The organism is uncultured Clostridium sp. (assembly GCF_934754925.1).
Lineage (GTDB): Bacteria > Bacillota > Clostridia > Clostridiales > Clostridiaceae > Clostridium.
Genome location: NZ_CAKVJA010000028.1, coordinates 1 through 15191, shown reverse-complemented (window position 1 = coordinate 15191; position 15191 = coordinate 1). Strand labels below are relative to the sequence as shown.

The following is a 15191-nucleotide window of genomic DNA, read 5'->3' as shown; positions in this document are numbered from 1 at the left end:
AGTTATGATTAAGGTTATTATATTTAAGCAAAAACATATATCTCTCGGATTTAAGATAGAGGGTCATGCTTTATCAAGAGAAGAAATTGAAAGTACTACAGGTGATGCATATGATATGATCTGTAATAGTGTTTCAGTATTGTCTCAAAGTGCTGTAATAGGCATGCAGGAAGTTTTAAAGCTACCAATAAAGTATGAAATAAATGATGGATTTTTATCATTAGATTTAACTAATCTTAAAAAAGAAGATATTGAGAGAGGGCAAGTATTACTTTTAACCTTTGAAAAAAGCTTAGAAAGTTTAATGATGTCCCTTGAAGCTAGTTTTGGTAAAAATAGACGGAATAAATATATAAAAATAAAATTCGAGGAGGTGTAATGAGTATGTTAATGATGAACCTTCAATTATTTGCCCACAAGAAAGGGGTAGGTAGTTCAAAGAATGGTAGAGATTCTGAATCTAAAAGATTAGGTGCTAAGGCTGCAGACGGAGAATTCGTTTTAGCTGGAAACATCCTTTACAGACAAAGAGGAACTAAGATTCACCCAGGTCTAAACGTTGGTAAGGGTGGAGATGACACTTTATTTGCTAAAGAAGACGGAATCGTAAGATTCGAAAGAATGGGAAGAGACAAGAAGAAAGTTTCTGTTTACCCAGTAAGCGTTGAAGAAATAGCTGAATAATTATATTTTATATAGGTAAAAGCACCCGTAAGGGTGCTTTTATTCTTGTAATAAATATCTTTTTTATATATACTATTATAAAATATATATGTTATGGAATAATAAAGATGAATTATTACGTTTAACATTAAGAAGTTACAAGGAGGATAGTAACTATGTTTATAGATAGAGCCAAGATATTAGTTAGATCAGGTGCCGGTGGAAATGGTGCTGTTACATTTAGAAGAGAAAAGTACGTTCCATTAGGAGGACCAGATGGTGGAGATGGAGGAAAAGGTGGTAGTGTTATATTTACAGTAGATACTGGATTAACAACACTTTTAGACTTCAAATATAAGAAAAAGTTTATAGCTGAATCTGGAGGTAATGGTTCAGGTTCTAAATGCTATGGTAAGGATGGAGAAGATTTATACATAAGAGTTCCAATGGGAACTATTATTAGAGATTTTGAAAGTAATAAAGTTATTGCTGACCTTTCTCATAAGGATGACACATATGTTATTGCAAGAGGTGGTAAGGGTGGTAAAGGAAATTGCAAGTTCTGTACACCAACAAGACAGGCACCACACTTTGCAGAGCCAGGTATGCCAGCAGAAGAAAGAACTTTAATGCTTGAATTAAAATTACTTGCAGACGTTGGATTAGTTGGATTCCCTAATGTAGGAAAGTCAACTTTATTATCAACTGTTACAGCTGCTAAGCCTAAAATAGCAAACTATCACTTTACAACTTTAAAGCCAAATTTAGGAGTTGTTAAAGCTGAAGGGATTAATTCATTTGTTATGGCTGATATTCCTGGAATAATTGAAGGGGCAGCTGAAGGTGTAGGATTAGGACTTGATTTCTTAAGACATATAGAAAGAACAAGACTATTAATACATGTTGTTGATATATCAGGTGTTGAAGGTAGAGATGCTTTCGAAGACTTTGTTAAGATAAATGAAGAACTTAAGAAATATTCTGTAAAGCTTTGGGATAGACCACAAATTGTTGTAGCTAATAAAGCTGATATGCTTTATGATGAAGAAGTATTTGAAGACTTTAAGAAGAAAGTTAATGAATTAGGCTTTGATAAAGTATTTAAGATGTCAGCAGCAACTAAAGCTGGTGTTGATGAAGTTATTAAGGAAGCTGGTAAGATGTTAACAGAAATTCCATTAATGGATTTAGAAATACCAGAAGAAGAAAGATACGTTGAAGAAGAAAAGAGATTTACATATGAAATCAACGTTGAAGAAGGTGAAGAGTACAACACATATGTTGTTACAGGATCATTTGTTGATAGATTACTTGCATCTGTAAACATTCATGATGCAGATTCATTAAGATACTTCCATAAGGTACTTAATAATAAGGGAGTATTACAACAAATTAGAGAGATGGGTGTACAAGACGGAGACATGGTTAGATTAAATGACTTCGAATTCGAGTATATATTATAGGAGGAGTAAGGTATATGATAACAGGAAAACAAAGAGCTTATTTAAGAGGGCTTGCAAATACAATGACACCAATATTCCAAATAGGTAAAAATGGTGTTGAAGAAACATTCTTAAGACAATTAGAAGAAGCATTAGAAGCTAGAGAACTTATAAAAATAAAAGTTTTAGAAAATAGTGGATTAGCTGCTAGAGAAGTTTCTGATGAAATATGCAAACTTATAGGATGTGAAGGAGTTCAGGCTATAGGAAGTAAAATTGTATTATACAAGAAGTCTGAAAAGAAGCCTAAAATAGAGTTACCTCAAGGGAAAAATAAATAGTTATGAAAAGATATGGTATGATGGGTGGGACATTTAACCCCATACATTTAGCACATTTATATATTGCATATGAAGCTAAAGAGGCTTTGAATTTAGATAAGGTTATATTTATGGTGGCAGGAAATCCGCCACATAAAAAAGACAGTCCAGTAATAGATTCTAATTATAGATATGATATGGTTAAAATGGCTATAAAAGATTATTCTGGATTTGAAATTAGTGATTATGAAATACAGAAACAAGGATATAGTTATACTTATGAAACTTTAAGATATTTAAAAGGTGATGAAGAAGATGTTGAAGTCTTCTTCATTGCTGGAGCTGATTCTTTAATGGATATAGAAAAGTGGAAAAATCCTGAGTTAGTATTAGGTAATTGTACATTTGTAGCTTTTAATAGGGGAGAATATACAAAGGAAATTCTTGAAGAGCAAAAGGAAAAATTACAAGAAAAATATAATTGCAATATAATTTTATTAGATGTAATTAATCTAGATATTTCTTCCTCTATGATTAGGGAGAGAATATTACATGGAAAAAAAGTTGATTTCTTCATGTCTAAGGAAGTAATGGAATATATAAAATATAATAACTTATATAGGGGAGATTAAAATGTGGGGAGTAGAAGAGATAAAGGGTTATTTAAAGAATAATTTAAAGCCATCTAGGTATGGGCATACTTTAGGTGTAGTTAATACTGCCATTAAGCTTGCTGAAATTTATGGAGAAGATAAAAGTAAAGCTGAAATAGCAGCTCTTTGCCATGATGTTGCAAAAAATATGAGCAATGAAGAATTGAGAAAATTAATAGATAATGAGAATATTATTTTATCAATTGATGAAGAAAATACACAAGAATTATGGCATTCTATAATTGCACCTGTAATAGCTAGAAAAGTTTTTGGAATAGAAGATGAAGAAGTTTTAAATGCTATGAGATGGCATACTACAGGTAAAGAAAATATGACTAATCTTGAAAAGATAGTATACCTAGCAGATTTAATAGAACCGTCTAGAAAATTCGATGGCATAGATGAAATTAGAGAAATAGCCTATAAGGATTTAGATCTAGCTATGTTAAAAGCATTAACTCATACAACTATATATTTATTAAAGCAAGGTTGTGCAGTAGATATAAACTCTGTTAAAGCAAGAAATTATTTAGTATATAATACTAAGAATGAATAGATTTTAATAATTGTTAATTTTTTTATTAGTATATATAAGGTGAGGGGCAGGACAATGTCAAGTAAGATGGATAACAGAGTTAATAATAGTAGAGGAATCTCTAACAAAAAGAATAAAAGGCAGTTAAGCCCTAGAGAAAAGTTAGAGATAAAAAAGAAATTAAGAAGAAAAGAAAAAAAATCTACAGTTATAAAAAGAGCCATTAAGGCTGCATGTTTAACAATATTGATATTAATAGTACTAGGTGGAATATATTTATTTTCTTTTATTGCATCTCTAAATAATAGTGATGTAATAGCTGGAGTTAAGCCAAAGGCAAATGAAACTGTAAATATATTATTATTAGGTATGGATATAGGAGATGCAGAGAACGCTTCAAATACTTCTGCTAGAAGAACTGATACTATGATGTTGTTAAATTATAATCCGCGTACTGATAATATAAAAGTAGTTTCTATTCCAAGGGATACTTTAATTGAGGTTGAAAATGCACATGATGGTAACGGAAATTATATTCCATATTGGAAGATAAATGCTGCTTATGTTTTAGGTGGAGAACAAGAAGTTATAGAACAAGTTGAGAGCCTATTAGATATAAAGGTTAATTATCTTGTAGAGATTGATTATGCTGCATTTAGAAATTTAATTGATGCTGTTGGTGGAGTTGAGATGTATATAGATAGGGATATGTACTATGATGATGATGCTCAAGATCTTCATATATATTTTAATAAAGGTGAAACAGTATTATTAGATGGACAAAAGGCAGAAGAGTTCTTTAGATGGAGAAAGAATAATGATGGTACAGGTCTTGAAGATGGGGATTTAGGAAGAATCAAAAATCAACAAAAATTTATATCTGCTTTAGTAGAGAAGTGTACTAATCCAATGATAGTTACTCAAGTGCCAGATATTTTAAAGGCTATAAAAGAAAATGTAGTAACTAATATGTCAGGTACAGATATGATAAAGTATGGATTAAAGATGATAAGTAATTCAGGAATATCTATGAGTACATTACAAGGATATAATGAAAGAATATATGGGCAAGATTTTTTAATTGCAGATCCTTCATATAATCAGAGATTATTAGAATCATTAAAAATTACTAGTGAAGCAGATAATAGTGAGGAAAAAAAGAATTCTTCTATTATAGTTTTAAATGCAACTAGAGTAAATGGTTTGGCTGGTAACTTAAAAACAGAACTAGAAAAACTAGGGTATGCTAATATAAGTACTGGAAATTATGATAAAAGTAAGGAATCAAGTATATTATCAAATAATAAGGATTTAAAAAAATTATTAAGTAATGATACAGGAATTAAAAATCTTTCAAAGAATAAGAACTCAGAATATCAAGATTATGATGCAGTAATAATAATTGGTGAGGATTATTTAGAGTTTGAATAAAATACAATTTTAGTTTAGAGTTAAGAGTATAGAGTTAAGAGTTTTATTTAAGGTCAGAATGACTTTAAAGATAATATGTGATAAATTGTAACAGTCAATTTAAGCACCAATTCTTAATTCTTAATTCTTAACTCTTAATTATTTAAGGGAGGGTAAAAAAGCATGAGTACTTTAGAAAAAAGTGTAGAAAAGAGCTTTGAAGGAAGAAAGATAAGGGAATATCTAAAAGAAGAGATGGGATTATCATCAAGACTTATAAGAGGAGCTGCTCTGGATAAAAGAATACTAGTAAATAATACTCCTGTAAGAATGAATTATGTTTTAAAAGAAAATGATAATATAGTAATTAACTTAAATAAAAAAGAAACTCAAAATATTGAGCCAGAAAAAATAGATATAGATATAGTTTATGAGGATAGTGAAATAATAGTTGTAAATAAAGGACCTAATATGGTAGTTCATCCAACTAAAAGATATCAATCAGGAACATTAGCAAATGCATTATTATATTATTTTAAAGAAACTAATCAGGATTGTATAGTAAGATTAGTTAGTAGACTTGATATGGATACATCAGGGTTAATAATAATTGCTAAAAATCAATATGCTCATATGGAATTATCTAATAATATGCAACAAAATGAAATAGATAAAAGATATCTAGCTTTAGTTCATGGTCATATGGAACAAATGGAAGGAACGATAGATAAACCGATTTATAGGCCAGAAATCCCAGGAAGTATGAAAAGAGTTGTAGATGAGAGAGGACAAAGAAGTATTACTCATTATAAAGTTATAGAAAGATTAAATGATGCAGATTTAGTGGAATGTTTACTGGAAACTGGTAGAACACATCAAATTAGAGTGCATTTATCTTCACTAGGTCATCCTATTTATGGAGATACATTATATGGATATGAATCAGATTCAGAAATTATGCCAAGGCAAGCCCTTCATGCATATGGATTAAATTTTAAATCACCGAAAACTAAAAAAGAGCTTGAATTAAGAGCTGAATTACCAAATGATATAAAAATATTATTAGATAAGCTAAGAAATTAAAATAAAGAGTTAGAAATAACTTATTAAAATAGTTTATTTCTAACTCTTAAACTTTAAATTAAAAATTATGTTTATTTCTTATATAAGAACGTCTTGCTAAAAATCTTCGTTTTCTTCTTTTATGACGCTTTATTAATATTAGTATTATAAATAATATAATTATTATAACAATAGCCACTATTCCAAGAATAAAATATTTACTAGAAATAAAATTTATTATATTATTTTTTACCATATCTTCAGCAGTATATTCTCTATCTATGCCGCTAGCTAACTTAATATCAGACACCTTATTACCATTAATTAAAAGTGAAGCATCAAATAATACATCACCTTCTTTGATTGAGGTAGTGCTAAAGTCCTTATTATCATATTTTACTGATATACTAGGATTCGTTGCATTTTCTCCTTTACCTATATTAAAGGTATAATAGATATCTTCTGTTGATACTAAAGGAATAGAAGTAGAGTCATTTATAGAGTAATCATCTAATTTATCACCTTTAGAAATTATCTTTTCTGTTTTAAAGTTAGAAAATCCCCAATCAAATAACTGTCCAACACTTGTATATAAACCATCTTTATCAGTTGCATTTAAAAATGCACCAACTATAGTTTGATTATCCTTTTTCGCTACAGCTGTATATGAATGATTTGCAGCTATGGTATAGCCAGTTTTACCACAATAAGCATATTGATATTTATAATTAGAATTTTCTTTAAGTAAAGGATTTTTATTGATTGCCCATTTTTGGCTACCATCCGAAAATGGATGAGTTTCATAAAAATAAGATGGAGTTCTAGCTATTCTAACAAAATCTTCATTTTTAGAGGCATAGGCCATTATTAAAGCTAAGTCATGAGCTGTAGTAAGATGGCCCTCTTCCGTTAATCCACTTGGATTTTTAAAGTTAGTATTAGTTGCTCCAAGTTCTTTAGCTTTTTTATTCATTAACTTTGCGAATTCTTCAATGGAACCAGATATATGTTCAGCAATTGCTTCAGCACAATCGTTTCCAGACTCAAGAAGTAGTCCTAAAAGTAATTCTTCCATTGTATAAACTTCACCTTGAGCAAGTCCAATCGCAGATCCATCTGCCAATGGAGGATTTTCACCTATAGTTACCTCTTCATCTAATTTGCAATTTTCTAATGCGAGTATTGCTGTCATTACTTTAGTAGTTGAAGCGGGCATATACTGGACATTAGCATTTTTTTCGTAAAGTACTTTTCCTGTAGTGGCATCCATAAGATAAATACCCTCAGAATATAAATTAGGTATCGCAAAAGAGCTTATTGTTGTTAAATTAGTTAGTATGCTTGTAAGTAAAAATACTAAAGTAAATATTTTGCATAATAATTTTTTCATAAATCTCTCCCTTAAGTTATATCTTATACGTTATAAGTTTATCAAAAAAATAAAGATAATTCTATAGATAAATTACTTATAAAAGTTTAGATATGGAATTTATGTTAATAATTATAATAAAAAGTATAGGAAGGGAGATAGATAAATATAATGGAAAATTTAAAGAATAAGAAAGTAATAGGAATAATAATAGTTTTGATATTAATGGTAAGTATATCATTGTTAACATATGGAAGAAACAGAGAGAATGTCTTTAAGGATGAATATATGCAAAGTATTTTTATAGATGAAGATAGTATTAATGCCGAAGAGAATATAAATATAGATTATTTACAGAGTAATACTGAAAGGAATAATAAAGTAGATAATGATATTTTAGAAGGAAATTCTAATAGCAAAATAGTAGTTGAAATTAAGGGGGAAGTAATGAACCCTGACGTCTATACTCTAAACGAAGGAAGCATAATTAAAGATTTAATTGAAGTAGCAGGCGGGTTAACACAAGAAGCAGATATTTCAAATATAAATAGGGCTAAAGAAATAAAAAATCATGAGTTAATAATAATTAGAAATATAAATGATACTGATATAGAAGAGCAGGAACAAGTAGAAGATTATGAAATAAATGAAGAAAGTGATGATGAAAGGATAAGTATAAATGATTCTGATTTAAGTAAGTTAAAAGAAATACCTGGAATAGGAGAAGTAAAAGCTAATGCTATAATTTTATATAGGGAAGAAAATAATGGGTTTAAGTCTATTGATGAGTTAAAAAATGTTGATGGAATAGGGGAAAAGACATTTGAAAAAATAAAGGACAGCATTAAGTTGTAGATTATAATGTGAATTTTACATAAATATGTTATCAAATGCTTTTAAAATATAGGAGATTAATGTTATAATTAATAAGATTTAGGAAAACATATTATTAAGTCAAATAATGATGTAGGGGGTAAGAACATGAAGAAGAAAGCAATATCTTTAGCATTAGTTGCAATGTTAGCTATTAGTGCGGTAGGATGCTCAGGTAACAACAATGCGGGAAAAGCAACAGGGGACAATCAAAAGACAACAGTTGAAAATGTAGATATACTTCCAGGAAAATGGTCAGAAGATTATACTAGAGAACAAGTTAAAGAATTATATGAAAAATCATTAGCAAGTGTAGAATCAACAGCTAAAGGATATTCATTAGATTATGATATTACAGAAGATGAAATAAAAGAAGAGAATGGTGAGTCAGTTAATGATACTTATGTATACTTTGATATTCCAGATGCAGAGAGATTAGAAAGTTTATATTTTGGTTTTAAACAATATGGTTCAGATTTAGCAAATGGAAAATTAGAAATGAAACTAGGATATAAGCTAGATAAAAAGACTATATTAGAAGGTGGAAAGTTTGAATTTGAAAATTTATCATTAGCATCCTTTTCACAAGCATTTACTGGAGACTATGATAGAGATTATACTGAATTAAATAAACAGATATATGATGTAATTAAAAATGGTACAGATCAGGGTATACAAACTATAACAAATAATGTTGATGGTTTAAAAGAGACAATAACAATTACAGAAGACTTTTTACTTTATAAATTAGAAAGTAGAGTATATAACTTTAAGTAAATAATAAGATTTAATTATATAAATAAAAATTCTATGGAGGTAGAAATGGTAGATAACAATGAAGAAAAGCTAGAAAATAAGGCTGATTCAACTAAAAATAATGATGATTTTGTATCACCAGATGTTTTAGAGGAAGCAGAAGTATATTTAGCTGAAGAGGAAGCGGCTGAAGCTAGAGAATTTATAAGAGATGAAGAAATAAAGGCTGATGGTAAGGTATTACATTATACAAAAGTTGTTTTGAGCGGAATCTTAGATCAAATATTTGCTATAGGTTTAGCGTTGATAATATTTGGAGTATTTGATTTGATTCTAAGAGTTTTTGGATATAGAGTAGTTTTAAGAGAAGAAGCATTTATGATTATTTATGTAATAAGTAATATATTATACTATCCAATTTTACAAGAAATCTTACATGGAAAAACTTTAGGTAAAAAATTCATCTTTAGATAATTTAAGAAGACACCTTTATAATAATTTATAGAGGTGTTTTTATTTTTGTTTTAATGTATAATACTAATAGTTAGAAGTTAAAAGGTATTCTTCTATATAATATTTTTATTTTAAAGGTTTAGAAAAAATTAAATTTAAATAAATAATTAATTTTAGATTGGAGCGTAAGATGAAAAGAGGAAGTCAATTAACATTAAAAATAAACAACATAAAGTTTCCTTCAACGGGAATTTCAGAATGTGAAGGAAAGAAAATTTACGTAAAAGGTGCTTTCCCGGGGCAAACAGTAAAAGCTACAGTTAAGAAAAATAGAGAAGGATATGCTGAAGCTAAGCTTGTAGAAGTTATTGAAAGAGCTGAATATGAAATAGAACCACCATGCCCTCATTTTGGAGTATGTGGAGGATGTAGTTCTCAAAATTTAACTTATGAAAAGCAATTAGAATTATTAAGTGATGAAATTTGTGAGCTTTTTGAAGAAAAGGACTTACCTATGGGAATGTACCTTGGAGTAAAGGGTAGCGAAAATTGCTGGGAATATAGAAATAAAATGGAATTCACTTTTGGAGATTTAGAAAAAGGTGGAGAACTTACTTTAGGAATGCACATGAAAGGAAAGTCTTTTGGTGTATTAACTGTTGATAACTGTATGATAGTTGATGAAGATTTTAGAACTGTTCTTAAAACAACTGTAGATTACTTTAGAAAAACTGGATTACCTTATTATAGAGTAATGAGAAGAGAAGGTTATTTAAGACATTTAGTTATTAGAAAAGCTACTAATACTGGTGAGCTTATGGTTAACTTAGTAACTACAACTCAAATTGATTTTGATTTAACAGAATATACTGAATTACTTAAAGCTCAAAATTATAAGGGCGAATTAGTATCTATACTACATACTGAAAATAATTCTTTATCTGATGCAGTTGTACCTGAAAAGGTAAATGTATTATTTGGAAGAGATTACATAGTTGAAACTTTACTTGGACTTAAATTTAAAATATCACCATTCTCATTCTTCCAAACTAACTCTAAGGGAGCAGAATCTCTTTATAGCTTAGTTAGAGACTTTATGGGTGATGGAGAAAATAAAGTTGTATTTGACCTTTATTGTGGAACAGGTACAATTGGTCAAATAGCAGCACCTAATGCTAAGAAGGTTGTTGGACTTGAGCTTATTGAAGAAGCTGTTGAAGCTGCAAAAGAAAATGCTAAGCTTAACGGATTAAATAATTGTGAGTTTATAGCTGGTGATGTTGCTGAAACTATTAAGAAAGTTAAAGATAAACCAGATATAATCATCTTAGATCCACCAAGAAGTGGTGTTTCTCCAAAGGCTTTAGATTATGTAATTAGATTTAATGCACCTGAAATAATTTATGTTTCATGTAATCCAAAGACAATGGTTGAAAACTTAGATGTATTATTAGCTCATGGATATAAAGTTGATAAGAGCACAGTTAAAGACATGTTCCCAAATACTCCACATGCTGAAACTGTAGTGAGATTAATAAAAAAATAATAAATTAATAGGAACTACAAGGAAATCTTGTGGTTCCTTAAATATTTTATTAATAAATTACAAAGTAATATTACTGAGGATTTTCTTGTAAAATAGAAGTAACATAATAAAATTTTTTTATTAATATTTAAGGAGAAAAAATGAAAAATACATTCTATTATAATACGAAGATCGGAGAAATTGCTATAGAGGAAAATGGTGTGGCAATCACTAGATTATATTTTGTAAATAAGGATTTAGAAAAAGAAGTAGAAATAAAAGAAGAAACATGGTTAATGAGAAAAGCTATTAAAGAAATTAAAGAGTATTTGGAAGGAAAACGTAATTCTTTTGATTTACCATTGGAGCCAGAAGGAACTGAATTTCAAAAAAAGGTGTGGAATGTTTTGAAAGAAATTCCATATGGAGAAACAAGAAGTTATGGAGAAATTGCAAAATTAATTGGGAATGAAAAAGCATCAAGAGCAGTTGGAATGGCCAATAATAAAAATCCAATTATGATTATGATTCCTTGCCATAGAGTAATTGGAGTTAATGGAAAATTAGTTGGCTATGCAGGAGGATTAGATGTAAAAGAAAAACTTCTTAATATGGAAAAAAATCATGAAATTAGTTAAAACAAATGAATACAAAAACTTTTAAAATAAGACTTAATATAGAGGATATTTATTATATTTACATATTTTAAGTAATGATATAATAGAGAGTATATATGATGTTACTTAAGTTTAACAGTTAAGTTATTTTACAGCAGTAGGAGGAAATAAAATGATTAATGTAGGAATAATTGGTGAAGCTAAGGATACTGTAAATGAAAATAATATTGCAAAGACTTTAAGAAGTGGAGAGTTAAATGTATATGCAACACCATCTATGATTGCACTTATGGAAGAAGCTGCATATAAAAGTGTTCAAGGTGAATTAGAAGAGGGAAAAGGTAGCGTTGGAACACTTATGAATGTAAAACATTTATCTAGTACACCTATAGGTATGGAAGTAACTGCAAAAAGTCAGTTAATTGAAGTAGATAGAAGAAGACTTGTTTTCAAAGTTGAAGCATTTGATGAACGTGGGAAAATTGGTGAAGGAATACATGAGCGTTTTATAATTGATAATGAAGATTTTCAAAAGAAAACTGATAATAAATAATACAAAGCGAAAATGAGCTATATCAAATAGAATTGATATAGCTCATTTTATTAAGAATATTTGAAGTTATATTTTTAAAATTATTCTGTTCTAAGTGCTGTAACAGGATCTTTTTTAGCAGCCTTCTTTGATGGTATAAATCCACCAATAATAGTAAGAATCAAGCTAAGTATAATTAATATTATTGCACTAGGTATAGGTAGTGAAGCATTAACAGTATCCATACCTAATAATGAATGAATAATAGAATTTATAGGAATTAATAATAACAATGAAATTCCAACCCCTAATACTCCAGAGCAAAGTCCAATAATAAATGTTTCGGCATTAAATACTTGAGATATATTGTGTTTTGATGCACCAATAGCACGTAAAATACCAATTTCTTTAGTACGTTCCATTACAGATATAAATGTAATAATTCCAATCATAATAGAAGAAACAATAAGAGAAACTGCTACAAATGCAATTAGTACATATGATATAACATTGATTATTGTAGTAACAGAAGATAATAGTATTCCAATATAATCTGTATAACTAATTTGATCTTCTTCGCTTGCAGTTGAATTATAATCCTCAATACAATCAGAAATAGATTCTTTGTTTTCGAAGCTATCTGTATATATGTTAATAGAAGAAGGTGCATCTAAGCTTACGACACCAAAAGTAGTCATATTATCATCATAACTTCCTGTAGAAATATATGCATCATAAATTTTAAGCAATGTATCATTATCAGGGGATTTTAGATATTCATCTAACATGGCAGCAAGTTGCTCTTCACTCATAGTTGATATATCTGGTGTTCCAGCTTGCATTGATGGATTATTCATATCTAACATTCCGTTACTTGTACTTTGCATAGAGTACATCAGTGTCTTAAAGAGACTTGCTTTATCAGAAACTCCAAGACTTCTTAAATATTTCTTTGTATCTGCTATTTTTTCTTCATCACTAGCTGGAGAAAATTCCATACCATTTAATACATTAATAGTTGGATTTTCTTTTTGAGCTTTAACAACTTCACTATCATCTGTATATTGGATAATGTAATTAGTAAGTGCTCTTGTATATCCTAGTGCAGTAGAAATTGAGGCATTTTTAGCATCTTCTTGTGGACGAACAACACCTGTTATTTTTAATTTTATAGCGTTATTCATTAATTTTTCCATTTCAGCTGTATCTTCTTTTATAGATTTAAATGTACCATCGCCATTTGCTATATAAGTATCGCATTCAGGAATCATATAGAATTCTTTATTACATATATCTTCATAATTCCAACTTTTACTTTCTAGTTTAATTTCTTCACCGTTTTCTATTTTTTTAATTAACTCCTTATATTCAGAGCTTGGCAAAATACCTAATTGATAAAGTGTAGTACTAGAAATTTCATTGTTAGCATCTAATGCAAGTATAACTTCATCATAATCAGTAGGCCAACTACCATATAGCAAGTCATAGCTTTCCTTAACGGCTTCACTTACTGATTCACCATCTTTACCAGAAAGTAATTCACTAAAGTTGCTTGAACTTGATGTCATTCCAGGAAGTCCAGACATGTTTGACATTGGAGACATATTAGACATTCCCATCATTGTACTTATAGAACTATTTTTATCTGTTAGTGTGCTTCCATCTGTATTTACAAAAGTCCCATCTGGATCTTTTGTATAAACACCAAATTTTGTATTATAAGAGTATATTATACCATTTTCACCTACATATTTATTTATTTCACTATCAGGATTATCTAAATATTTTTTAAATGCAGTTAAATTATTTTCAGTAAAACTACTTGTCATAGTAGATGCCATTTCAAGGCCTGATCCATTTGAATAAATTGCATCTAAATCGTGATTAGCATCGTTAGTTTGTCCAGCTGTAGGTCCACCTGAAGACATTATACTACTAAGGTCAATTGTTTCAGCCTCAATAGATATTGGATATGATGTCATAGTCTCTTTTTGAATATTATCAATATAAGTATTAACTCCATTACTAAGGGACAAAATTAAGGCAATTCCAATAATACCAATTGATCCTGCAAATGAAGTTAAAAGAGTTCTTCCCTTCTTTGTTTTTAAATTGTTAAAGCTTAGAGATAATGAAGTTAGTAATGACATTGAAGCTTTACCCATATTTGCATGTTTTGGTGGAGCCATATTTTTAGTATCCACTTCATAAGGGTTAGAATCATCTACAATATTTCCATCTTTTACTCTAACAATACGATTAGCATATTGTTCTGCTAATTCAGGATTATGAGTTACCATAACAACTAATCTGTCTTTAGCTACTTCTTTTAATAAATCCATAACTTGAATACTAGTTTCACTATCAAGTGCTCCAGTTGGTTCATCAGCTAATAATATTTCTGGATCATTTACTAAAGCTCTTGCAATAGCAACACGTTGCATTTGACCACCAGACATTTGATTAGGTTTTTTATGAAGTTGCTTTCCAAGGCCTACTTTCTCTAGGGCTTCTATTGCACGTTTTCTTCTTTCTGATTTAGATATACCAGAGATGGTTAAAGCTAACTCAACATTTGAAAGAACAGTTTGATGAGGAATTAAGTTATAGCTTTGAAATACAAATCCGATAGTATGATTTCTATATGAATCCCAATCTCTATCTTTATATTTTTTAGTAGAAATTCCATTGATAATTAGATCACCACTATCATAACGGTCAAGTCCTCCAATAACATTTAATAATGTTGTTTTTCCTGAGCCACTAGGACCTAAGATTGCAACGAATTCATTATCTCTTAGATTTAAAGAGACTCCATTTAGAGCAGTTTGTTCTAAATCGCCAGTAACGTATTTTTTATATATTTTCTGAACTTGAAGCATGTTACGTTCACTCCTTCTTTTAGATTTGGAATAATAGTTGTATTTATTTTGACAATATTATCTATATTATACTACTTTTATAAATTAAAAATAAACTAA

Annotated in this window: 16 protein-coding genes; 14 read left to right on the top strand and 2 right to left on the bottom strand. The window is 29.1% G+C overall.

What is annotated here, in order from left to right:
* The first annotated feature begins 4 nt into the window (after positions 1-4).
* The 8 genes from Q0G30_RS09720 (at position 5) to Q0G30_RS09685 (ending at position 6106) form a co-directional block, all read left to right on the top strand.
* Complete coding sequence (locus tag Q0G30_RS09720) at positions 5-379, top strand: ribosomal-processing cysteine protease Prp (protein WP_294389271.1); 375 nt, start codon at positions 5-7, stop codon at positions 377-379.
* Between the two features lie 5 nt (positions 380-384).
* Entirely contained in the window at positions 385-684 is a 300-nt protein-coding gene (gene rpmA, locus Q0G30_RS09715; RefSeq protein WP_042399852.1) for a 50S ribosomal protein L27, read from the top strand.
* A 155-nt stretch (positions 685-839) separates the two neighbouring features.
* Positions 840-2126 carry a GTPase ObgE gene (obgE, locus tag Q0G30_RS09710; protein ID WP_133014020.1) on the top strand — a complete coding sequence of 429 codons (1287 nt, stop codon included), beginning with the start codon at positions 840-842 and terminating at the stop codon, positions 2124-2126.
* 14 nt (positions 2127-2140) lie between these two features.
* A complete protein-coding gene (gene yhbY / locus Q0G30_RS09705; RefSeq protein ID WP_195467295.1) occupies positions 2141-2446 on the top strand; it encodes a ribosome assembly RNA-binding protein YhbY in 306 nt (101 codons plus the stop codon).
* Between the two features lie 2 nt (positions 2447-2448).
* Positions 2449-3057, top strand: a complete 609-nt coding sequence (gene nadD, locus Q0G30_RS09700; RefSeq protein ID WP_294389268.1) for a nicotinate-nucleotide adenylyltransferase — start codon at positions 2449-2451, stop codon at positions 3055-3057.
* A 1-nt stretch (position 3058) separates the two neighbouring features.
* A complete protein-coding gene (gene yqeK, locus Q0G30_RS09695; RefSeq protein WP_294389266.1) occupies positions 3059-3634 on the top strand; it encodes a bis(5'-nucleosyl)-tetraphosphatase (symmetrical) YqeK in 576 nt (191 codons plus the stop codon).
* Between the two features lie 54 nt (positions 3635-3688).
* Positions 3689-5044, top strand: coding sequence for an LCP family protein (locus Q0G30_RS09690; RefSeq protein WP_294389264.1), 1356 nt, complete (start codon positions 3689-3691; stop codon positions 5042-5044).
* Between the two features lie 162 nt (positions 5045-5206).
* On the top strand, positions 5207-6106 hold the full coding sequence (locus tag Q0G30_RS09685) for an RluA family pseudouridine synthase (RefSeq protein ID WP_294389262.1): 900 nt from the start codon (positions 5207-5209) through the stop codon (positions 6104-6106).
* Positions 6107-6164: 58 nt separating this feature from the next.
* Here the strand turns inward: Q0G30_RS09685 and Q0G30_RS09680 are convergent, their stop codons facing one another.
* Positions 6165-7475, bottom strand: a complete 1311-nt coding sequence (locus Q0G30_RS09680) for a D-alanyl-D-alanine carboxypeptidase family protein (protein WP_294389260.1) — start codon at positions 7473-7475, stop codon at positions 6165-6167.
* A gap of 150 nt (positions 7476-7625) precedes the next feature.
* Between Q0G30_RS09680 and Q0G30_RS09675 the strand changes: the two genes are divergently transcribed.
* The 6 genes from Q0G30_RS09675 to Q0G30_RS09650 all read left to right on the top strand — a co-directional run bounded on the left by Q0G30_RS09675 (position 7626) and on the right by Q0G30_RS09650 (position 12231).
* Positions 7626-8309, top strand: coding sequence for a helix-hairpin-helix domain-containing protein (locus Q0G30_RS09675; RefSeq protein WP_294389258.1), 684 nt, complete (start codon positions 7626-7628; stop codon positions 8307-8309).
* 126 nt (positions 8310-8435) lie between these two features.
* Positions 8436-9104: a hypothetical protein gene (locus Q0G30_RS09670; RefSeq protein ID WP_294389256.1), complete on the top strand. Its 669-nt coding sequence runs from the start codon at positions 8436-8438 to the stop codon at positions 9102-9104.
* Positions 9105-9149: 45 nt separating this feature from the next.
* The gene (locus Q0G30_RS09665) at positions 9150-9557 is read left to right on the top strand and encodes a hypothetical protein (RefSeq protein ID WP_294389254.1); all 408 of its coding nucleotides are present in this window, start codon (positions 9150-9152) and stop codon (positions 9555-9557) included.
* 169 nt (positions 9558-9726) lie between these two features.
* Positions 9727-11082 (top strand): 23S rRNA (uracil(1939)-C(5))-methyltransferase RlmD, encoded by a 1356-nt coding sequence (rlmD, locus tag Q0G30_RS09660; RefSeq protein WP_294389253.1) that lies wholly within the window; start codon positions 9727-9729, stop codon positions 11080-11082.
* 140 nt (positions 11083-11222) lie between these two features.
* Positions 11223-11699: a methylated-DNA--[protein]-cysteine S-methyltransferase gene (locus Q0G30_RS09655; protein ID WP_294389251.1), complete on the top strand. Its 477-nt coding sequence runs from the start codon at positions 11223-11225 to the stop codon at positions 11697-11699.
* Between the two features lie 151 nt (positions 11700-11850).
* On the top strand, positions 11851-12231 hold the full coding sequence (locus Q0G30_RS09650) for a thioesterase family protein (protein WP_294389249.1): 381 nt from the start codon (positions 11851-11853) through the stop codon (positions 12229-12231).
* A gap of 80 nt (positions 12232-12311) precedes the next feature.
* Here the strand turns inward: Q0G30_RS09650 and Q0G30_RS09645 are convergent, their stop codons facing one another.
* Complete coding sequence (locus Q0G30_RS09645; protein WP_294389246.1) at positions 12312-15092, bottom strand: ABC transporter ATP-binding protein/permease; 2781 nt, start codon at positions 15090-15092, stop codon at positions 12312-12314.
* Between the last annotated feature and the right edge of the window lie 99 nt (positions 15093-15191).